Source organism: Dyella sp. LX-66 (genome assembly GCF_018599165.1).
In the GTDB taxonomy this organism is placed as follows: domain Bacteria; phylum Pseudomonadota; class Gammaproteobacteria; order Xanthomonadales; family Rhodanobacteraceae; genus Dyella_D; species Dyella_D marensis.
Genome location: NZ_JAHFVJ010000001.1, coordinates 271629 through 292262, shown reverse-complemented (window position 1 = coordinate 292262; position 20634 = coordinate 271629). Strand labels below are relative to the sequence as shown.

The 20634-nt window shown below is 67.6% G+C and carries 13 protein-coding genes; 7 read left to right on the top strand and 6 right to left on the bottom strand.

The window, feature by feature from the left end:
- Nucleotides 1–2 precede the first annotated feature (2 nt).
- Both KK141_RS01355 and KK141_RS01350 read right to left on the bottom strand, forming a co-directional pair.
- A complete protein-coding gene (locus KK141_RS01355; protein WP_214569678.1) occupies nt 3–1766 on the bottom strand; it encodes a glutamine--tRNA ligase/YqeY domain fusion protein in 1764 nt (587 codons plus the stop codon).
- Nucleotides 1767–1925: 159 nt separating this feature from the next.
- Nucleotides 1926–3008, bottom strand: a complete 1083-nt coding sequence (locus tag KK141_RS01350; RefSeq protein ID WP_214587333.1) for a diguanylate cyclase — start codon at nt 3006–3008, stop codon at nt 1926–1928.
- A gap of 130 nt (nt 3009–3138) precedes the next feature.
- On the opposite strand from KK141_RS01350, the gene KK141_RS01345 reads away from it, so the two are divergent.
- From KK141_RS01345 to msrA, 3 genes are all read left to right on the top strand, one after another.
- On the top strand, nt 3139–3432 hold the full coding sequence (locus KK141_RS01345) for a DUF2007 domain-containing protein (protein ID WP_214569676.1): 294 nt from the start codon (nt 3139–3141) through the stop codon (nt 3430–3432).
- A 56-nt stretch (nt 3433–3488) separates the two neighbouring features.
- Nucleotides 3489–4019 (top strand): adenine phosphoribosyltransferase, encoded by a 531-nt coding sequence (locus KK141_RS01340; RefSeq protein WP_250901474.1) that lies wholly within the window; start codon nt 3489–3491, stop codon nt 4017–4019.
- A gap of 78 nt (nt 4020–4097) precedes the next feature.
- Nucleotides 4098–4751 (top strand): peptide-methionine (S)-S-oxide reductase MsrA, encoded by a 654-nt coding sequence (gene msrA, locus KK141_RS01335; RefSeq protein ID WP_214569675.1) that lies wholly within the window; start codon nt 4098–4100, stop codon nt 4749–4751.
- Nucleotides 4752–4911: 160 nt separating this feature from the next.
- On the opposite strand, the gene KK141_RS01330 is transcribed toward msrA, so the two are convergent.
- The 3 genes from KK141_RS01330 to oxyR form a co-directional block, all read right to left on the bottom strand.
- Nucleotides 4912–5682, bottom strand: coding sequence for a formyl transferase (locus KK141_RS01330; protein ID WP_214569674.1), 771 nt, complete (start codon nt 5680–5682; stop codon nt 4912–4914).
- Nucleotides 5666–6655, bottom strand: coding sequence for a polysaccharide deacetylase family protein (locus KK141_RS01325; RefSeq protein ID WP_214569787.1), 990 nt, complete (start codon nt 6653–6655; stop codon nt 5666–5668). The genes KK141_RS01330 and KK141_RS01325 overlap by 17 nt, the downstream gene beginning before the upstream one ends.
- Nucleotides 6656–6923: 268 nt before the next feature.
- Nucleotides 6924–7874 (bottom strand): DNA-binding transcriptional regulator OxyR, encoded by a 951-nt coding sequence (gene oxyR / locus KK141_RS01320; protein WP_214569673.1) that lies wholly within the window; start codon nt 7872–7874, stop codon nt 6924–6926.
- A 331-nt stretch (nt 7875–8205) separates the two neighbouring features.
- On the opposite strand from oxyR, the gene KK141_RS01315 reads away from it, so the two are divergent.
- From KK141_RS01315 to KK141_RS01300, 4 genes are all read left to right on the top strand, one after another.
- Nucleotides 8206–10890 carry a M1 family metallopeptidase gene (locus KK141_RS01315; RefSeq protein ID WP_214569672.1) on the top strand — a complete coding sequence of 895 codons (2685 nt, stop codon included), beginning with the start codon at nt 8206–8208 and terminating at the stop codon, nt 10888–10890.
- Between the two features lie 183 nt (nt 10891–11073).
- Nucleotides 11074–15249 (top strand): hypothetical protein, encoded by a 4176-nt coding sequence (locus KK141_RS01310; protein ID WP_214569671.1) that lies wholly within the window; start codon nt 11074–11076, stop codon nt 15247–15249.
- A complete protein-coding gene (gene prmC, locus KK141_RS01305; RefSeq protein WP_214569670.1) occupies nt 15242–16063 on the top strand; it encodes a peptide chain release factor N(5)-glutamine methyltransferase in 822 nt (273 codons plus the stop codon). The genes KK141_RS01310 and prmC overlap by 8 nt, the downstream gene beginning before the upstream one ends.
- A 368-nt stretch (nt 16064–16431) precedes the next feature.
- Nucleotides 16432–18453, top strand: a complete 2022-nt coding sequence (locus KK141_RS01300; RefSeq protein ID WP_214569786.1) for a glycosyl hydrolase family 18 protein — start codon at nt 16432–16434, stop codon at nt 18451–18453.
- 223 nt (nt 18454–18676) lie between these two features.
- Here the strand turns inward: KK141_RS01300 and dxs are convergent, their stop codons facing one another.
- Nucleotides 18677–20560 (bottom strand): 1-deoxy-D-xylulose-5-phosphate synthase, encoded by a 1884-nt coding sequence (dxs, locus tag KK141_RS01295; RefSeq protein ID WP_214569669.1) that lies wholly within the window; start codon nt 20558–20560, stop codon nt 18677–18679.
- Between the last annotated feature and the right edge of the window lie 74 nt (nt 20561–20634).

Genomic DNA, 20634 nt, shown 5'->3' with positions numbered 1-20634 from the left:
GCTCATGCCTGCTTGGCCCAGGTGTCGCGCAGGGTGACGGTGCGGTTGAACACCGGCTGCTGCACCTTGTGCTCGACGCGGTCGGCCACGAAGTAGCCCAGGCGCTCGAACTGGAAGCGCTGTTCCGGCGCGGCGGCGGCGGCGGACGGTTCCAGCCAGGCCTGCACGATGCGCTTGGCTTCCGGATTGATGTGCTCGATCCAGCTCTTGCTGTCGCTGTCGTCGTCCGGCGCGGCCACGTTGAACAGGCGATCGTACACGCGCACTTCGGCGGCCACCGCATGGCGCGCGCTCACCCAGTGGATGGTGCCCTTCACCTTGCGGTCCGCGCCGGGCATGCCCTGGCGCGAATCGAGGTCCAGCGTGCAGCGCAGTTCGATCACGTTGCCGGCGGCGTCCTTGACCAGTTCCTCGCACTTGACGATGCCGACGCCGCGCAGGCGCACTTCGCCCTCGGGCTTGAGTCGGTGGAAGCCCTTCGGCGGCACTTCGGCGAAGTCCTCGCGCTCGATCCACAGCTCGCGCGCGAACGGCACGGTGCGCGTGCCGAAGCTCTCGTCCTTGGGATGGTTGGAGAAGCTGAGGTTTTCCTCGTGGCCTTCCGGCAGGTTGGTGATCGTCAGCTTGAGCGGATCGAGCACGGCCATGCGGCGCGGCGCGCTGCCATCGAGGTCTTCGCGCACGCAGTTCTCGAAGATGGCGTAGTCGATCAAGCTGTTCTGCTTGCTCACGCCCAGGCGCTCGATCAGCAGGCGGATGCCGCCCGGCGTGAAGCCGCGGCGGCGCAGGCCGCGCAAGGTGTTCATGCGCGGGTCGTCCCAGCCGTCGACCAGGCCTTCGTTCACCAGCTGGGCGAGCTTGCGCTTGCTGGTGATGCAGTAGCTGAGGTTGAGGCGCGAGAACTCGATCTGGCGCGGCTTGGCCGGCTCGGTCTTGAAGCCGCCTTCGCGCAGGTGGGTCCACAGCTCCGGATGGTTGACCAGGTCGACCTTGTCGACGAACCAGTCGTACAGCGGGCGGTGGTCTTCGAATTCCAGCGTGCATAGCGAGTGGGTGATGCCTTCCAGCGCGTCCGACAGGCAGTGCGCGTAGTCGTACATCGGGTAGATCGGCCAGGCGTCGCCGGTGTTCTGGTGCGGGATGCGGCGGATGCGGTAGATCGCCGGGTCGCGCATGTTGATGTTGCCGGAGGCCATGTCGATCTTCGCGCGCAGCGTCTTGGCGCCGTCGGCGAACTCGCCCTCGCGCATGCGGCGGAACAGGTCGAGGTTCTCGGCCACGCTGCGCTCGCGGTGCGGCGAGTTGCGGCCCGGCGCGGTGAGCGTGCCGCGGTAGTCGCGCATCTCCTCGGCGTTGAGGTCGTCGACGTAGGCGTGGCCGTCCTCGATCAGCTTGACCGCGGCGAGGTAGAACACCTCGAAGTAGTCGGAAGCGTGGCGCAGGTCGTGCCACTCGTAGCCGAGCCAACGCACGTCGTCCTTGATGCCTTCGACGAACTCGGGGTCTTCCTTGCCGGGGTTGGTGTCGTCCAGGCGCAGGTTGCACCAGCCGGCGAATTCGCGGGCGATGCCGAAGTTCAGGCAGATCGCCTTGGCGTGGCCGATGTGCAGATAGCCGTTGGGCTCGGGCGGGAAGCGCGTGCGGATGGCGTGGTGCTTGCCCGTGGCCAGGTCGTCGCGAATGATCTGGCGCACGAAGTCACGCTGGCCCTCGGCCGGGGCGGCGCTGGCGGACGTGGTTTCGGCGGCGGCGGGTTCGGTCGACATCGGGCGGGACTCGCGGGTGATTGGCTGAAACGGCCGAGTTTACCCTGTCCCCGCGTGATGCCGCTGCAGGCCGTTCCCTCAGACCGTGGCTCGCGCCACATCCCTTCAGACCGTGGCTCGCGCCACATCCCTTCAGACCGTGGCTGGCGCCACATCCCTTCAGACCGTGGCAGGCGCCACGTGGCCCCCACCGCCGCGGGCCGGGGCCACGCAGACGCGGTTGCGGCCCTGTGCCTTGGCCCGGTACAGGGCCAGGTCGGCCTGGCGCATCCAGGCGCCGACGTCGCGGGCGTCCTCGCCCACCGAGGCGACGCCCAGGCTGATGGTCCACGGGATGTGCTGGTCGCCTCGCTCGGGGCGGCTGTTCTCGGCCAGCAGGCGGATCCGCTCGGCCACCGCGCTGGCGCGCTCCAGGTCGGTCTCCGGCAGCACGATGCCGAACTCGTCGCCGCCCAGGCGGCCGGGCGTGTCCACGTCGCGCAGGCCGCGCTGCAGCAGGCGGGCGAGGTCGCCCAGCAGCTGGTCGCCGGCGGCGTGGCCGTAGCGGTCGTTGATCTGCTTGAAGCCGTCCACGTCCAGCAGGATCAGCGCGGCCGGCCGCTGGTTGCGCTGGTAGCGCAGCCATTCCACGCCAACCGCCTCCAGCCAGTGGTTGCGGTTGTTGAGGCCGGTGAGGGCGTCGGTGCGGCTGAGCTGGTCGAGCTGGCGGTTCTGCTGGCGCACTCTTTGCGCCAGGGTGAAATTCACCATGCTCATCCACACCGGGTAGATCACCAGCATCGGGATGCTGGCGGCCACATTGAGCATGGTCGACGCCGGCTGCAGGCGGAACCCGTTCAGCCACCACACCGCCAGGCACACCGCCACCTGCAGGGCCAGCGACTTCAGCACCAGGCGCAGGCCGCCGGCGCTGATCCGGTCCATCGCCATCATCGCCACCAGCAAGGCGCTCGGCAGCAGGTTGAACTGCATCAGCGCGACCCAGGCGCCGCCCATCGCGGCATCGATCACCAGGTTGCCGTGCTCGGTCTCGATCGGACGCGCCGAGCGCGAGGCGCGGAAATGCGCCAGATGCGGCCAGACCAGCGCGTTCACGCCGAGCAGGGCCCACAGCCACCACGCGGCGTGCAGCTGATACAGCACGCTGGCGACGGGCAGCGCGCCCAGGGCGAGCCCGAGCAGGCGGAGGCGGTAGACCCGCGTCACGAACCTGAGGTGTCCTTCCACTGCCGCCTTCGACATTCCGCCTCTTCCCCAAAAGAGTCGCGCTACGAGGGCGACCTTAAAGCAGCGTCCGCGGGGTTGCCACTAGGCCGCACGGCCGGCCGGCAAGCTCTTGCGGCACCGGCAGGCGGGGGGTAGCTTGCCGGCCATGCGCATTGCCTACCGAGCCGAAACGCTGATCGACGCCCACCTGGTGAAGGACGCGCTGGAAAGCGCGGATATTCCCGCCTTCGTTGCCGGCGAATACCTCACCGGCGCGGTCGGCAATCTGCCGGCGCTGGACTACGTGGCCGTGCTGGTGCCCGAAGCGAGCCTGCCCGCCGCGATGGCGGTGGTGCGCGAAGTGGAGCGCGAGCTGATCGATGCGCGCCTTGCGTTGGACGAGCAGTACGGCGACGAAGAGCAGGCCGGCGACGACGCACCCTCGTTCATGCCGGCCTGAAGCACGCCGCGCGCTATGCTTGCGCGCTCCCTTCGGTACAGGCAGCGCGCGTTCCCATGGAATCGAACATCCGACAGATCGAGGCGCTGATCCGCGCCGTTCCCGATTTTCCGCAAGCCGGCGTGGTGTTCCGCGACATCACGCCCTTGCTGGCCGACGCCGGCGGCTTCGCCCGCTGTATCGACGCGCTGGCCGAACCGTGGCAGGGCAGCGGGGTGCAGGCGGTGTGCGGGATCGAATCGCGCGGTTTCATCTTCGGCGCCGCGCTGGCGCAGAAGCTGCACGCCGGCTTCGTGCCGCTGCGCAAGCCGAACAAGCTGCCGCCGCCGGTGGTATCGGTGGACTACGCGCTGGAATACGGCAAGGACCGGCTGGAGGCACGTAACGATGCGCTGCGTCCGGGCGAAAGAGTGCTGATCGTCGACGACGTGCTCGCCACCGGCGGCACTCTGGACGCCGCCTGCCGGCTGGTGGACATGCTCGGCGCGGTGCGCGTGGGGGCCAGCGTGGTGATCGAGCTGGAGGCCCTGCAAGGCCGCCATCGCCTGCCCGGGAACACGCCGCTGCACGCGTTGCTGCGCTACTGAGAAGCGCGGCGCGGAGTGTTGAGAAGCACGTCGGCCGACGCCATTTTGTCCACTCTCGAACGCAGGAGGAGCATCAAAATGCTCGGTATCGGTGCCTGGAAACAACGCATGCCCCGCCGCGAGGACGCGCTGCCTGGACGCACGCAGCCGATCGCGCCCCCATCCGCCCATCACGTGCATGGCCGTCCGCTGACGCCGGAAGCCTTCCCCGGCAGCGAAGTGCTGCAGGTCGGCATGGGCTGCTTCTGGGGCGCGGAACGCAAGTTCTGGCAATTGCCCGGCGTGCTGACCACGGCGGTCGGCTATGCCGGCGGCTACACCCCCAACGCCAGCTATCGCGAAGTGTGCTCGGGCGAAACCGGGCATACGGAAGTGGTGCAGGTGGTGTACGACCCGGCCCAGGTCAGCCTGGATACGCTGCTGCGCACGTTCTGGGAGAACCACGACCCCACCCAGGGCATGCAGCAGGGCAATGACGTGGGGACGCAGTACCGTTCGGCCATCTATACGTCCACGCCGGCGCAGCGCGAGGCGGCGGAAGCGTCGTTGGAGCGCTATCAGGCGGAGCTGGATCGGGCGGGGCATGGGCGGATCACTACCGAGATTGCCGACGCCGGTCCGTTCTATTACGCGGAGGCGGAGCATCAGCAGTATCTGTCGAAGAATCCGGCGGGGTATTGCGGGTTGGGTGGGACGGGTGTGAGTTGCCCGATCGGCCTCACCGGCGCCTGAGTGACTGCTCCCTCTTCCCTCCGGGGAGAGGGTTGGGGTGAGGGGCGGGCGGAGCAGTGAAGCAGACACGGTAAGCAAGCCCCGCCCTGTTGCTACGTTGTGGCGAGCCCCGGCCCTCATCTGCCTGCCGCATCTTCTCCCCGGAGGGGAGAAGAGTTTCTTATTTCACGCCTCGGCTGGACCTGATTTTCCAGTAGCCCCACAACGTCGGGTGATACCACTGCTTCGAAACCCCTTCGCCCACACGCGGCGCGAGCTTCCCTTCAGCCGCATCGTTCAACGCCGCCTTCATCAACGGCAAGGCCGCCGCCAACTGCAACACCGGATACGTCGCGAAGCTGTCCTCTGCTTCCGGCTCGATACGCGCCTGATAAAGCACGCCTCCCGTATCCACCCCTTCATCCACCAGGTGCACGGTAACCCCGCAGCGCTCGCGATCATCGTTCGCCAGCGCCCAGTAACCACCATGCACCCCGCGATACGCCGGCGTCATCCCCATATGCGTATTGATGAACGGCGCATCCACCGCGGCCAGCAGTTTCTTCGACAGAATGCGCGTGCCGTTCACCACCACGGCCTGCGGCTCCAGCTTCTTCAGCAGCGAAGCCACGCGCTTGTGGTTGGCGCTTTCGACCTGGGTGACGGCGATGCCGGGTATCGGCGTATCCGACAGGCCGTGGCGATGCATCAGCATGGCGATGCGCATGTCCGCGGCGCGCGCCAGCAGCCGGCTGTAGAGGATGAAACAGAACTGCCCGAAGGTTTCCATCCAGCCCAGCGTGCGCGCACGGTAACGCAGCATCTTCAGTGCCGAGGGCTTGCGTTCGACGATCACCGCGACGATCTCGAACTCCTCGCGCAGGCCGTTGTACATCGCGCTGGTCGACCAGCCTTCGCCCGCAAGCAGGGCGATCCTAGGCCTGGCCGGCATGCATGTCCTCCAACAAGTTGGCTACTTCGCCCATGTTGAGCGACTGCATGCCGTAGCGCTCGCGCAGATAACCGTAGTAGCCGAGCACCTCGGTGAGGCAGGCCAGGTTCTGGCGAGTGTCCGCGCCGAAGTTGTGCGGATGCCACCACAGGTGGAACAGCCGCTCGCCGGTGGCCGCGTCCAGCATGGCGCGCTTGATGCGGCGCAGGCGCAGGCTCTCCAGCAGCGCCAGCGGGCGCGAATACGGACGCAGGAAACGGCTGGACGGAATATTGAACGGACGGCTGCGCGCGCAATCGCGCAGCGCGTAGGTGTGGTAGCCGCTGAGGTTGACGTAGGCATCGAGCAGGCGCGAGGCGCGCACGATCAAATTCTGCTCGCGCTGGTTGCGCGGCGTGTAGAACGCCGCGTTCTCGTTGCCGCGATAGCAGGCGATGCCGAGTTCGTCGAGCACGGCGAGGTAGTCCGGATTGCTCTGGTTGCGCGGGAACACCAGGCTGGCGGTGGGAATGCCGTGCGCCTGCGCCGCGGCCAGCGCGGCCTTCAGGTCGGCGCGGAACGCTTCCAGCGTCTGCCCGTCTTCCAGGCAGTAGTAGTGCGAGAACGTATGCGTGCCGATTTCCTGGCCGTCGTAATCGCGGATCAGCTGGACCATCTCCGGCGCGAAGTGGAAATGATCGTCGTCGCTGCCCCAGGCGTGTTCCTGCAGGTAACGGTAGGAGGAAAGCTGCTGGCGGCTGTAGTCGGGAAGCACGTCCGGCAGGTGGTGCCGCAGTTCCTCGGCGTCCTTGTAGAACAGGAAGCCCAGGGTGGCCCAGGTGGCATGGATGTCGTGTTCTTCGAACAGCTCCAGCATGCCGCGGATGGCTTCGCGCTCGCCGCGCAGGTTGGACTCGTAGCTCTCGATGCTGCGCGCGTCGCGCACGCCCCAGTAGAGCTCGAGATCCAGCGAGACGGTGAAGATGCCCGGCATTGTCTGCACTCAAACCTCGTGTTCTGGTTCGCCGCCTAGTCCTGCCGCGCCATCGGCCACCGCGCCGCTCGGCGCGGCGTGGGTCGATCCGGCAGTCCATCTGCCCCCCTTTGTTCAGCCTCGAGGCGTGCGTCGAGTGAACAATCTCGCGGATTGTTCTGGCCGAAATATGAAGGTTCCATGAGGGGGCGGACGCGAGCGAATCCGCCGTTTAGGTGCCCGTTTGTGTGCGGCCGCACATCCTGCGGCAACAGGCTCTTACGCGCGCTTAGGTCGAGGCGCGCGGGCGGCTGGCCGGTTTCGATTCGTTAAGTTCCGGGCGCAGCAGTTCGGGCGGCATGCTGCGGATGACTTCCGCGAACCGCTTAAGAAAATTTCCTACCGACGAACTCTTACGCCATACCAGGGCGATCCGCCGGCTGGGCGGATGGCCGGCGAATTCCACCAGATGCACGTTGTCGGTGCGCGCCACCGGCGGCTTGATCGCGAGCGTCGGCAGCAGGGTGATACCGACATTGGCGGCGACCATCTGGCGCAGCGTTTCCAGGCTGGTGGCGCGGAAGCCCGAGCGTTCGCCCGCGCCGGCCAGCTGGCAGACCTCCAGCGCCTGGTCGCGCATGCAGTGGCCGTCTTCCAGCAGCAGCAGGCTTTCGTCTTCCAGATCGCCCAGCTTGAGACGATGTTTCTTATGCGCCAGCGGGTGGCTTTCCGGCACCGCCAGTACGAAAGGTTCCTCGAACAGGAACTCCGTATGCAGGCTGTCTTCGTGCAGCGGCAGGGCGAGCACGCCGACGTCCAGCGAGCCTTCGCGCAGCATGCGGATCACCTGCTCGGTCTTTTCCTCCACCAGCAGCAGTTCCAGCCGCGGAAAGCGCTGGCGCACCAGCGGCACCAGATGCGGCAGCAGGTAGGGGCCGAGGGTAGGGAAGATCCCTAAGCGCAACGTGCCCGATTCCGGATCGCGCGTGCGCTGCGCGATGGCCTTGATCTCGTCGATCTCCGACAGCACGCCGCGCGCGCGGCGGGCGATCTCGCGGCCGGTTTCGGTCAGCAGCACCTTGCGCGGCGTGCGCTCCACCAGCGGCACGCCCAGTTCGTCTTCCAGCTTCTTGATCTGGGTCGACAGCGTGGGCTGGCTGACGAAGCTGGCCTCGGCCGCGCGGCCGAAGTGGCGGTGCTCGGCGAGGGCGACGAGGTACTGGAGATCGCGCAGATTCATGGGGATGGCCGCGGCGGGCGAGGGCAATAGCCGGAATCTATCACGATCATGAGAACAATCAATTGGAGCAATCTGGCCGGGGCGCCTAAAGTTCACCTCACCAACCGGTTGCTCCACCCGCGCGCCATCCTTGCCCTCCCCCCGCAGGCGCGCGGTTCCCCACCGGCGGCGAAGCCCCCCCTTCGCCGCCGGTTTTTTCATGGGCGGCTTTCGCTGCGTCGGCCTTGTCCATGCTGCGCAGCAACGGGACGGGCATGTCTTCTGGCACTGTGTCCGAAGTCATGCCAGCTCCTAGCTTGCAAGGCTCTTTGTGTCCCCTGGGGAAATTCTCATGCGTCGTTTCGTCCGCCCGCTCGTGCTGAGCGTCCTTGCCGCGTCCTGCGGTGCCGCTCTGGCCGCCGTCCCCGCTTCCGACCAGCCGCAAGGCAAGCTGCCGCGCTGGGCGATGCCGGAGTCCTATCAGCTGGCCTTCAAGGTGGACCCGAAGCAGCAGGATTTCACCGGCACTACTTCCATCAAATTGAAGTTGGAACAGGCCTCGGACCACATCTGGATGCACGGCCGCGAGCTGAAGGTGAGCAAGGTCACCATCACCGACGCCAAGGGCAAGACGCACGCCGGCAAGTACGTGGACGTGGCGCCGAAAGAAGGCGTGGTGCGCATCGATCTCGGCGCCACCATGCAGCCGCAGGAACTGACCGTGGCGATCGAGTACACCGCGCCGCTCAACCAGCAGCTGCAGGGCCTGTACAAAGTCAGCCACGAAGGCCAGCCGTACGCGATGACGCAGATGGAGCCGATCAGCGCGCGCTTCGCCTTCCCCGGTTTCGACGAGCCCTCGTTCAAGACGCCGTTCGACCTGAAGCTGACTATCCCCACCGATGAAGTCGGCATCGCCAACACCAAGCAGGTGAAGGAAGAGAAGGCCGCCGCCGGCTGGAAGACCCTCACCTTCGCCACCACCCAGCCGCTGCCCACCTATCTGGTGGCGTTCGGCGTGGGTCCGTGGGACGTGGTCAACGGCCCGATCATCCCCGCTTCCGAATACCGCAAGCAGGCCACCGACCTGCGCGGCATCGCCGCCAAGGGCGAAGGCCATCGCATGCAGCACGTGCTGGGCGAGACGCCGAGCATCATCAAGGCGCTGGAGGACTACTACGGCTTCGGCTATCCGTTCGACAAGCTCGACCTGCTCGCCGCCCCGGACTTCTCCGCCGGCGCGATGGAGAACCCGGGCCTGGTCACCTTCCGCGACTGGCTGCTGCTGCTCGACAAGGATTCCGCCGCTCAGTACGTGCGCGGCTCCTTCAATGTCACCGCGCATGAGCTGGCGCACCAGTGGACCGGCGACACCGTGACCATGGGCTGGTGGGACGACCTGTGGCTCAACGAGGCGTTCGCCACCTGGATGCAGCAGAAGGTCACGCAGAAGGTGCATCCGGAATACCGCGCCGATCTCGACCGCGTGCGCGGCGCGCAGGGCGCGATGAACGGCGACAGCCTGGTCACCACGCGCAAGATCCGCCAGCCGATCACCGGCAACGGCGACATCGAAACCGCGTTCGACGGCATCACCTACCAGAAGGGTGCCGCGGTGCTTGGCATGTTCGAGGGTTATGTCAGCGAGCCGGTGTTCCAGAAGGGCATGCGCGGCTATATCCAGGAACACAAGTTCGGCAACGCCACCGCCGAGGACCTGATCGACTCGATCGCCAAGGCCGCCGACAAGGGCGAGGACTTCAAGAACGCGTTCAAGAGCTTCCTCAACCAGCCGGGCGTGCCGTACGTGCAGACCAAGCTGGCGCAGGAAGGCGGCAAGACCGTGCTGCACCTGACCCAGAGCCGCTACCTGCCGCTGGGCAGCACCGGCGATGCCAACCACGTGTGGGGCGTGCCGGTGTGCGTGCGCTACGCCACCGCCGACGGCAGCAAGGTTGCCTGCGAACTGCTCGACAAGGCGCAGGGCACCATGGCGTTGCCGGGTGCCACCGCGCAGAGCTGGGTGATGCCCAATGCCAATGGCTCGGGCTATTACCGCTTCAGCATGGACAAGGCCGACCTGGCCACGCTCGGCAAGCAGATCGGCAAGCTGGCCGACGCCGAGCAGCTGGCCTACGGCGATGCGGTGAATGCCGCGTTCCGCCGCGGCGACATCGACGCCGGCTCCGCGCTGGCCGCGCTCAAGCCGCTCACCGGTTCGAAGGTGCGCGAGGTGTCCACCGCGCCGATGAACACCTTCGGCTGGATCTACGACCAGCTCGCCACCACCGACGCGCAGCGCGCCAAGCTGGTGGCCTGGGCCAAGTCCTCCTACCTGCCGGAACTGCAGAGCCTGGGCTACAAGCACAAGGACGGCGAGCCGGACGGCGACTCCCTGCAGCGCGCCACCCTGGCAAACTTCCTCGGCCTGGACGTGAAGCTGCCGGAAGTGCGCGCCGAACTGCTCAAGCAGGGCGACGCGGTGCTCAAGGGCAAGGCCGACGGCAGCCTGGACTTCGCCGCCGCCGACTCCAACCTGCTGGCCAGCGCGCTCGGCGTGTCGGTGCAGGAACACGGCAAGAGCGCGGTCGATACGCTGATCGCCCAGTTGCCGAAGACCAGCGACCCGGCGCAGCGCAATGCCATCCTGGCGGGCCTGGCCGAAGCCAGCGATGCGGCGCAGGCCGAGCGCGTGCGCGACCTGTCGCTGGACAAGTCGGTGAAGGTGGGCGAGATGGCTGCGCTGCTGCGCGGCAACCGCGACACCCAGGCCGGCCGCGATGCGGTGTGGAAGTGGTCGGTGGCGAACTACGACAAGATCGTGGCGCGCACCGGCAGCTTCGCCGGCGGCCGGCTGCCGGGTCTGATGGGCGGCGGCGGCTGCTCCAAGGCCGAGGCGGACCGCCTGCAGGAGTTCTTCAAGACCCGCGCCAAGGAAGTCACCGGCGCCGAACGTGGCCTGGCTCAGAACACCGAGTCCACGCTGCTGTGCTCCGCGCTGAAGGCCAAGCAGGATCCGGCCGCGATCCTGCGTTGATCCAGCGGCACTGATTGTCACGACAGCAGTGACCCACCGGGCGGCGCGAGCCGCCCGGTTTTTTTATGCCCGGCGCCAACCCCGCATCGCCAACCCCCGCGTTGCACCCTTCACGGCGTTGTCACCGATGGCGCCGTTCCACCACACTGCGTCGCGGCCACTGACGGCCCAAGGGAGACAGGTATGCGTCGATGGGGATGGCTGTTGGGTCTGTGGGCGCTCGCGGCGCCCGTGCTGGCGCAGGACGTGCCGCCGCCGCTGCGCAATTGGCAGGACTGGGTGCTGCACGACGTGCCGCAGCATGCCTGTCCATTTCTCGCCAACCAGGGGCCGGGCAATGTGCAATGCGCCTGGCCCGGGCGGCTGGGCGTGGATGCCGGCAAGGATGGCGGCCGCTTCTCCCTCGACGTGCATGTGGATGCGCCCAGCTGGGTGACCCTCCCCGGCGATGCGCGCAGCTGGCCGCAGCAAGTCGCGGCCGGCGCGAAGGCGCTGGCGGTGCTCGAGCGCGGCGGTGAGCCGTCGGTGTGGCTGGAACCGGGCGACTACAGCGTGCATGGCGTGTTGCCGTGGACTTCGCGGCCCGCGCGTCTGCGCGTGCCGGCTTCGATCGGCCTGGTGGCGTTGAACGTGGATGGCGCTGCGGTCACCCGCGTCGAACGCAACGGCGACCAGCTGACGCTCGGCGAAGCCGCCGCGGCGCAGCGCGCGGCGGATGCCTTGTCCTTGCGCGTCTATCGCCGGCTGGAAGATGGCCTGCCGTCGACGCTGGAAACGCATCTGCAGATCAACGTCACCGGCAGCGCGCGCGAGCAGCTGCTCGGTCCGGCGCTGCCGCAGGGCTTCGTCGCCACTTCGCTGAGCAGCAACCTGCCGGCGCGGCTGGAAAGCGACGGCCGGCTGCGCATCCAGCTGCGCCCGGGCCAATGGACGCTGGACCTCACTTCGCGCGGTACCGATGTGCTCAAGCAAGTGGCGCTGAAGCTGCCGGCCGAGCCCTGGCCGCGCCAGGAAGTCTGGAGCTACCAGGACAACACCGAACTGCGCAGCACGCGCGTGGAAGGCCAGCCCACCGATGCCGCGCAGGCCGGCGTGCCGGATGACTGGCGCGAATTGCCGGCGTTTGCGCTGGACGACAACCAGGGCCTCGCCATCGAGCAGGGCACGCGCGGCAGCGAAGGCGGGCAGGGCGACCAGGTGCAGGTGCAGCGGCAGATCTGGCTGGACTTCGATGGCCGCGGACTCAATGTCAGCGACCGCCTCACCGGCACGCTGCGCAAGAGCCAGCGCCTGGACGTGAGCGCGCCGTGGCAGTTGCAGCGCGCGGCGCAGGGCGAGACGCCGCTGCTGGTCACCAGCGGCGAGAACGGACGCAGCGGCGTGGAGCTGCGCGAATCGCAATTGAATCTGAGCGCGGGTCTGCGCCTGCCGCACGGCGGTTCGCTGCCGAGCGGCGGTTGGCAGTTGCCGCTGGAGAACATAGAGGCGACTTTGCATCTGCCGTACGGCTATCGCCTGCTCGGTGCATCCGGCGCGGATCGCTCGCCGGATTCGTGGATTGCGCAGTGGAGCCTGCTCGATCTGTTCGTGGTTGCGTTGATCGCGTTGCTGGCGGGCCGCCTGATGGGCTGGCCGTGGGCCTTGCTGGCGATCGCCTTCCTTGCGCTGTCGCAGCATGAATCCGGCGCGCCGCGCTGGACGCTCGGCGTTGCGCTTGCCTTGGCTTTGCTGGCGCGTGCGTTGCCGGAAGGCAAGCTGCGTCTGGGTTCGCGCATCGGCGCGGGTGCCGTGCTGGCGTTGGCAGTGCTGTGGTCCTTGCCGTTCGCGGCGACGCAGATGGATTACGTGTTGCATCCGCAACTGGAACAGGGTGAGGCGATGCCGGTTGCCGTCGCCTGGACCGAGCCCAAGCCCGCACCGTCGCTGGACGCGATGGAGCAGATGGACAAGGCGGAAGCGCGCCGGCAGGTGGCGCCCGCTCCTGCGGTCGAAGAAGCATCCAGTGAAGCGGTTTCGGCTCCGGAAGCGTTGCCGGCACCGCCTCCGCCTCCGCCTCCCGCGCCTCCCTACGATGCGAACGTCTCCGAGGGTTACGTCAGCAAGGCGAAGGGCCTGAGCAGCATCGTCGTGTCCGCGTCGGTCATCCAGGCCGGCAACCGTTTCTCGCAGCAGGCCGACACCCGCAACATCATCCAGGCCGGCCACGGCGAACCGGGTTGGAATGTTGGCAACAACTATCGCCTGGGCTGGTCTGGTCCTGTCACCGCCGAGCAGACCACGCGCCTGGTGATTGCGCCGTCCTGGCTGGTGCGGCTGCTGCGCTTCGCCATGCTGGTGCTGCTGGCGGCCTTGCTCGCGCGCATCGTGCTGCGCGTGTTCCGCCCGAGCGACGGCGGTGCGCCGCGCTGGCCGTTCGCGCGTGCGAGCGCTGCGTTGCTGCTGATCGCGCTGGTGCCGCAGATCACGCATGCGCAGGATGCACTGCCGAACGAAGCGTTGTTGCAGCAGTTGCGTCAGCGCCTGACCGAAGCGCCGAAGTGCGTGCCGAACTGCGCGGCGGTGGCTGCCGCGCAGATCCAGGCGAATGGCGATCAGATCGATGTCGATCTGGAATTGCATGTGGGCGCGCCGGTGGCGGTGCCGCTGCCGCAGCCGGATGCCTCCCTGCAGTTGCAGAGCGTCGGCGTCGATGGCCATGCCGATGCGGCGCTGGCGCAGCGCGGAGCGCAGACCCTGGTGCGCATCGAGCGCGGCGTGCATCGCCTGTCGCTGCGCTACCGCGCGGTGGCGGCCGATACCGTGAGCCTGCGCTTCGCCCTGCATCCGCAGCGCGTGGCCTTCGCCGGACAGGGTTGGGCGATCGACGGTGTGGACGAGGGGCGCGCCCTGGGCGACAGCCTTTCGCTGCACCGCGTGCGTGCCGGCGCCGATGGCAAGGAAGTCACCGCCAACAGCCAGGCCTTCCCGCCTTACGTCACGGTGCAGCGCGTGCTGGTGCTGGGCGTGGACTGGACCGTGGAAACCACGGTGACGCGTGTTGCGCCGAGCGACGGCGGCTTCAGCCTCGACCTGCCGCTGCTGCCGGGCGAGCACCCGTTAGGCGATGACATCCGCGTGCACGACGGCCTGATCGGCGTGACCTTCAACGGCAACCAGCAGGAAGTGAGCTGGACCAGCCGTCTCGATCATGCCGACAAGCTGGAACTGAAGGCGCCGGCGCTGGGCGAGCGTGCGGAGTACTGGGAAGTGCAGGCCGCGCCGATGTGGCATGTCGACGGCGACGGTGTGCCGGCCAGCCAGAACGACGGCGCGCTGGCGTTCCGTCCGCTGCCGGGCGAGGTGCTGCATCTGGCGGTGACCCAGCCCAAGGCGCTGGCCGGCGACAGTCTCGCCTTCGACTCGGTGACCTTGAACAGCACGGTGGGCGATCGCGCCACCGAGACCACCATGAAGCTGCAGGCGCGCAGCACGCGTGGCGGCGAGCACGTCATCGTGCTGCCAGCCGGCGCGGAGCTGCTGGAAGCCAAGCGCGACGACCAGCCGCTGAGCCTGGCCGTGCGCGACGGCAAGCTGAGCCTGCCGCTGCTGCCGGGCGCGCACTGGTTCGAACTGCGTCTGCGCGAGCCGCACGGCATTGCCGCGGCGACGCGCAGTGCGCAGCTGGGGCTGGGCGCATCCGCGGCCAACCTGTATCTGGGCGTGAAGCTGCCGGAGGATCGCTGGGTGCTGTGGACCTGGGGTCCGACTGCTGGCCCTGCCGTGCTGTACTGGTCGCAGCTGGTGGTGCTGTTGCTGGTGGCCTGGCTGCTGGCGCGCTACGCACCGACGCCGCTGCGCTTCCATCACTGGCTGCTGCTGGGCCTGGGCTTCTCCGCATTCGCCTGGAGCGCGTATGCACTCGTGGTGGTGTGGCTGATCGTGCTGGGCCTGCGTGCGCGCAGGGCACCGCCGGAGCGACTTGGTGCGGTGGGCTTCAACCTGCTGCAGATCGCGCTGGCCTTCTTCACGGTGATCGCGCTGGTGGTGCTGATCTCGGCGGTGCCGAAGGGGTTGCTCGGCCTGCCGGACATGCATGTCGCCGGCAACGGCTCCACGGCCTGGCAGTTGCGCTGGTTTGCCGACCAGACCACCGACGTGCTGCCGCGCGGCGGCGTGTTCAGCGTGTCGCTGTGGGCCTACAAGATCGCCATGCTGCTGTGGGCGCTGTGGCTGGCCAATGCGCTGATCGGCTGGCTGCGCTGGGGTTTCGAGGCCTGGACGCGCGAAGGCTATTGGCGCAAGGGCGAACCGAAGCCGGCGCGTCCCGCCGCGATGCCGCCCGAACTGCCGCCGCAGCAGCCGGAACGTCACGATGGTTGATGTGCGCGGCGCGCTGGCTGCGGCGACGCAGCGCCTCGGCGAACGGATCGATGCCGAGGCGCTGCTGCTGCACGCGCTGGACAAGCCGCGCGCCTGGCTGATCGCGCACGACACCGACGTCCTGGATGACACCACCCGCGCGGCCTTCGAAGCGATGGTCGCGCGGCGCGAGGCAGGCGAGCCGGTGGCTTACATCACCGGCCGCCGCGGCTTCTGGTCGCTGGAACTGGATGTCACGCCGGCCACGCTGATCCCGCGGCCGGAAACCGAACTGCTGGTGGAGCTGGCGTTGGAACGCCTGCCGCCCGATCGTGCCTGCCGCGTGGTGGATCTGGGCACGGGCAGCGGTGCGATTGCGCTGGCCATTGCGAAGGAACGCCCGAGAGCGGAAGTGGCTGCGGTCGACTTGAGTGTGGATGCGCTCGCGGTGGCGCGTGGCAATGCACAGCGGCTGGGCCTGGGGCGCGTGCGCTTTCTGCATGGGACATGGATGACACCGTTGTCCGGCGAGCGCTTCGATCTGGTCGTTTCCAACCCGCCCTACATCGAATCCGCCGATCCGCACCTCGGCGAGGGCGATCTGCGCTACGAACCCGCCACGGCGCTGGCTTCCGGCGCCGACGGGCTGGATGCGATCCGCGAGATCGTCACCGGTGCGCCGGGCCATCTCGTCCCGGGTGGCTGGTTGCTGCTGGAACACGGCTGGAACCAGGGCGCGCCGGTGCGTGCGCTGCTGGAGCAGGCTGGCTACACCGACGTCTTCACCGCCACCGACCTGGAAGGCCGCGGCCGCGTCTCCGGCGGCCGCCGCTAGCGCTCCGCTTACTTGGTTTTCACTTGGCCACCACGCCGCCGGCGTGGTGGCCGTCTGCGCGCATCGCAAAAACGTGCTCTTCCGCGCAGTCTTGCGCAGGACAGGATTGACAACGTTGTCAGACAGGAGTCCAGTGCAGCGGCTGGCGCCTGGGCGCCAGTGCTGATGGGGAGCCGGGGAGGGCGCCACATCGTCGGGAGGGAGGCGGGCATCCGGTGGGGGCCGGGCATCCGTTCTTCGGGCAGCGCGCATGACGGCGCTGCGCCAGCGCATCCGGCGTTCCAGCGTCATCGCATCCGGCGTTCGAATCCTTTCGATCACGGAGTCGTGTCATGCGCAACCTGTTGAGGGTTCTCCTGCTGCTAGCCATGCTGCCGGCAGCACTGTGGAGTGGAGCGGTCGGCGCGCAGAGCGCAAGCTGCGCGGGCGTGGCGGCGTGGAACGCCACCACCATCTACAACGCGGGCGACAAGATGGTCTACAACAACCATCTGTACCAGGCGTCCACGCAGATCTGGAATACGCCGCCGGACTACTGTCCGAGCTGCGGCTGGTATCAGGACCTCGGTCAATGCGGTTCCAGCAGCAACCAGCCGCCGTCGGTGGCTCTCACATCGCCGGCCAATGGCGCCACGTTTACCGCCGGCGCCAGCATTACGGTGAGCGCCAATGCCAGCGACAGCGACGGCACGGTGAGCAAGGTCGAGTTCTTCAACGGCTCCACCTCGCTGGGCGCGAAAACCACGACACCGTATTCGGTGACCTGGAGCAACGTGCCGGCCGGCAGCTACACGCTCAAAGCCGTAGCTACCGATAACGGCGGACTGTCCACGACTTCTTCCACCGTCAGCATCACGGTCAATCCCAACAGCGGTGGCGATACCACGCCGCCGAGCGTGCCGCAGGGCCTGGCTTCGCCGTCGCAGACGGCCAGCACCGTGTCGCTGAGCTGGAGCGCTTCCACCGACAACAGTGGCGGCAGCGGCGTGGCCGGCTACGACGTGTACCGCAACGGCACGCTGGTCGGCTCCACATCGGCCACCAGCTATACCGACACCGGGCTGGCTGCGAGCACCACCTACAGCTACACGGTGCGTGCGCGCGACAACGCTGGCAACGCCTCCGCGCAGAGCTCCGCGATCAATGCCAAGACCAGTGCAGGCGGCGGCGGTGGCGGCAAGCGCGTGATCGGCTACTTCGTGCAGTGGGGCATCTACGGCCGCAATTACCAGGTGAAGAACATCGACACCAGCGGCTCGGCGGCGGTACTCACGCACATCAATTACGCCTTCGGCAACGTGCGCAACAACAAGTGCGAAGTGGGCGTGACGCAGGCTTCCGATCCGAATACGGGCGTCGGCGGCGATGCGTATGCCGACTACACCAAGTCGTACGACGCCGGCAGCAGCGTCAGCGGCGTGGGCGATACCTGGGACCAGCCGCTGCGCGGCAACTGGAACCAGCTCAAGGAACTGAAGGCGAAGTATCCCAACCTGAAGGTGCTGATCTCGCTGGGCGGCTGGACCTGGTCGCGCGGTTTCGCCAGCGCGGCGCAGCCGGCCAATCGCCAGGCCTTCGTGGCTTCGTGCATCGACGCCTACATCAAGGGCAACCTGCCGGTGACCGACAGCGCCGGCGGTGCGGGTGCGGCAGCCGGCGTGTTCGACGGCATCGATATCGACTGGGAGTATCCGGCCGCGTGCGGCCTGAGCTGCGGCGGCAGCGAGGACACCGCGAACTTCACCGCCCTGCTGGCCGAGTTCCGCCGCCAGCTCGATGCGGTGCGTCCGGGCCTGTTGCTGACCATCGCCGGCGGCGCGGGCGTGGACAAGATCCGCGTGACCCAGCCCAGCCAGTACGCCTCGTCGATCGACTTCGTCAACCTGATGACGTACGACTTCCACGGGGCCTGGGAAAGCCCGACCAACTTCCACTCCGCGCTGTACAAGCCGGCGGGCGATCCCTCCACCGGCGATGCAGCCAAGTACAACACCAACGACGCCATCCAGGCTTTGATTGCCGCGGGCATGCCAGCCGCCAAGATCAACCTGGGCATCGGCTTCTACGGCCGCGGCTGGACCAACGTGCCCAACAGCAACAACGGCCTGTTCCAGGCCAGTACCACGGCGGCGCCGGGCACCTACGAGGCGGGCATCGAGGACTACAAGGTGCTCAAGAACCTGGGCTATCCCAGCTATGACGACACCGCGGCCGGCGCGCACTGGATCTTCAACGGCAGCACGTTCTGGAACTTCGACGATCCGGCCAACATCCAGCGCAAGATGAACTACGTGAAGGCGCAGTCGCTGGGCGGCGCGTTCTCGTGGGAATTCAGCGGGGACGATGCGAACGGCACGCTGATCAAAGCTATTTCAAATGGATTGAAGTAAGCGGGTTGTGCGAAAACGAAAAGGCCGCCCCGAGCGATCGGGGCGGCCTTTTTTTGCTCGTCATTCCGGCGCAGGCCGGAATCCAGTAGCGATAACGCGAGGTTTAGCGATATGGCTACAGAGTTTTTGCTCTCAAGCGTCGACGCGACAATTGAGCGCCGTCGCTACTGGATTCCGGCCTGCGCCGGAATGACGGCAGTGAGAGACGTTCGCGGTTTAGGATTCAGGCCGAAGCGGCAGCAGCAAACTGGGGAAATCGCGCGCGGATCGCATTGCGGATCCCCGGCAGGTCCAGCCCCGCCATGGTCAGCACTTCCTCGCGGCTGCCGTGTTCCAGATACACATCGGGCAGGCCCAGGTGCAGGATCGGCAAGGTCACGCCATGCGCGGCCAGGCACTCGGCCACGCCCGAGCCGGCGCCGCCGGCGATGGCGTTGTCTTCCAGGGTGACGAAGGCTTCGTGGGTCTTGGCCAGCTCCAGGATCATCGCTTCGTCCAGCGGTTTCACGAAGCGCATGTTCACCAAAGTGGCGTCCAGCTCCGCGGCGATCTCCACCGCCGGCGCGAGCATCGCGCCGAAGCTGAGCAGGGCCAGGCGGCGGCCGCGGCGGCGCAGTTCCGCCTTGCCCAGCGGCAGCGTTTCCAATTCCTTGCGCAGCGCCACGCCGGGGCCGGTGCCGCGCGGATAGCGCACCGCGGCCGGGCCGTCGTAAGCGAAGCCGGTGCTGAGCATCATGCGGCACTCGTTCTCGTCGGCCGGCGCCATGATCACCATGTTCGGCAGGCAGCGCAGGAACGAAAGATCGAAGCTGCCCGCGTGGGTGGCGCCGTCCGGGCCGACCACGCCGGCGCGGTCGATGGCGAAGGTCACGTCCAGGTTCTGCAGCGCCACGTCGTGGATGGCCTGGTCGTAGGCGCGCTGCAGGAAGGTGGAGTAGATCGCCACCACCGGCTTGGCGCCTTCGCAGGCCATGCCCGCGGCCAGGGTCACCGCGTGCTGCTCGGCGATCGCCACGTCGAAATAGCGCTGCGGATATTCCTTGGAGAAACGCACCAGGCCCGAGCCTTCGCGCATCGCCGGGGTGATGCCGAGCAGGCGTTCGTCGGCGGCGGCCTGGTCGCACAGCCAGTCGCTGAACACGTCGGTATAGGTCGGCTTGGCCGGGCCGGATTTCTTCACCAGGCCGGCCTGCGGGTCGAACGGGCCGACCGCGTGGTATTCGATCTGCGCCTGTTCGGCCGGGGCATAGCCCTTGCCCTTGGTGGTGACCACGTGCAGCAGCTGCGGGCCGGGCAGGTCCTTCACCATGCGCAGCGCGTGCAGCAGCTGCGGGATGTTGTGGCCGTCGATCGGGCCCGTGTAGTGGAAGCCCAGTTCTTCGAACAGCGTGCTGGGCACGAACATGCCCTTGGCGTGCTCTTCCCAGCGCTTGAAAAAGCGGCCGAAGAAGGATTGCTTCGGGATCGCCCGCTTGGCCCGCTCGCGCCAGGCGTTGAGCGTGTGGCTGGCCATGGCGCGGGCCATCATCTTGGTCAACGCGCCGACGTTCTCGCTGATCGACATGCCGTTGTCGTTGAACACGACCAGCATGTTCGGCTCGACGTCGCCGCCGTGGTTGAGCGCTTCGAAGGCCATGCCGGCGGTCATCGCGCCGTCGCCGATCACCGCCACCACCTTGCGGTTGTCACCCTTGCGTTGCGCGGCGATGGCCATGCCCAGCGCGGCCGAGATCGAGGTGGACGAGTGGCCGACGCCGAAGGTGTCGTACTCGCTTTCCTCGCGGCGCGGGAACGGCGCCAGGCCGTCCTTCTTCTTGATCGTGGTGATGCGGTCGCGGCGGCCGGTGAGAATCTTGTGCGGATAGCACTGGTGGCCCACGTCCCAGACCAGCCGGTCGCGCGGCGTGTCGAACACGCGATGCAGCGCCACGGTCAGCTCGACCACGCCCAGTCCCGCCCCGAAATGCCCGCCCGAGCTGGCCACGGACTCGATCAGGTACTGGCGCAGCTCGTCGGCGACGGCCGGCAGCTCCTCGTCGGAGACGCGGCGCAGGTCGGCCGGCGTCTCGATAGCCGCCAGGTGGGAAAACCGGGTAGGAATATTCATAGCTGCGTATTGTTGAACCAGCCGGAGGGCGGGGCAAGGGCAGGACCGTGAAAGAAAGCTGTCCGAGGGGTTTG

What these genes read in the sequence shown, in the direction of transcription:
- KK141_RS01330 (WP_214569674.1), bottom strand. Translation starts at nt 5,682, where the DNA reads ATGCCGGCCAGGCCTAGGATCGCCCTGCTTGCGGGCGAAGGCTGGTCG.
- prmC (WP_214569670.1), top strand. Translation starts at nt 15,242, where the DNA reads ATGGTTGATGTGCGCGGCGCGCTGGCTGCGGCGACGCAGCGCCTCGGC.
- oxyR (WP_214569673.1), bottom strand. Translation starts at nt 7,874, where the DNA reads ATGAATCTGCGCGATCTCCAGTACCTCGTCGCCCTCGCCGAGCACCGC.
- dxs (WP_214569669.1), bottom strand. Translation starts at nt 20,560, where the DNA reads ATGAATATTCCTACCCGGTTTTCCCACCTGGCGGCTATCGAGACGCCG.
- KK141_RS01325 (WP_214569787.1), bottom strand. Translation starts at nt 6,655, where the DNA reads ATGCCGGGCATCTTCACCGTCTCGCTGGATCTCGAGCTCTACTGGGGC.
- KK141_RS01345 (WP_214569676.1), top strand. Translation starts at nt 3,139, where the DNA reads ATGCGCATTGCCTACCGAGCCGAAACGCTGATCGACGCCCACCTGGTG.
- KK141_RS01315 (WP_214569672.1), top strand. Translation starts at nt 8,206, where the DNA reads ATGCGTCGTTTCGTCCGCCCGCTCGTGCTGAGCGTCCTTGCCGCGTCC.
- KK141_RS01340 (WP_250901474.1), top strand. Translation starts at nt 3,489, where the DNA reads ATGGAATCGAACATCCGACAGATCGAGGCGCTGATCCGCGCCGTTCCC.
- KK141_RS01355 (WP_214569678.1), bottom strand. Translation starts at nt 1,766, where the DNA reads ATGTCGACCGAACCCGCCGCCGCCGAAACCACGTCCGCCAGCGCCGCC.
- msrA (WP_214569675.1), top strand. Translation starts at nt 4,098, where the DNA reads ATGCTCGGTATCGGTGCCTGGAAACAACGCATGCCCCGCCGCGAGGAC.
- KK141_RS01350 (WP_214587333.1), bottom strand. Translation starts at nt 3,008, where the DNA reads ATGTCGAAGGCGGCAGTGGAAGGACACCTCAGGTTCGTGACGCGGGTC.
- KK141_RS01300 (WP_214569786.1), top strand. Translation starts at nt 16,432, where the DNA reads ATGCTGCCGGCAGCACTGTGGAGTGGAGCGGTCGGCGCGCAGAGCGCA.
- KK141_RS01310 (WP_214569671.1), top strand. Translation starts at nt 11,074, where the DNA reads ATGCGTCGATGGGGATGGCTGTTGGGTCTGTGGGCGCTCGCGGCGCCC.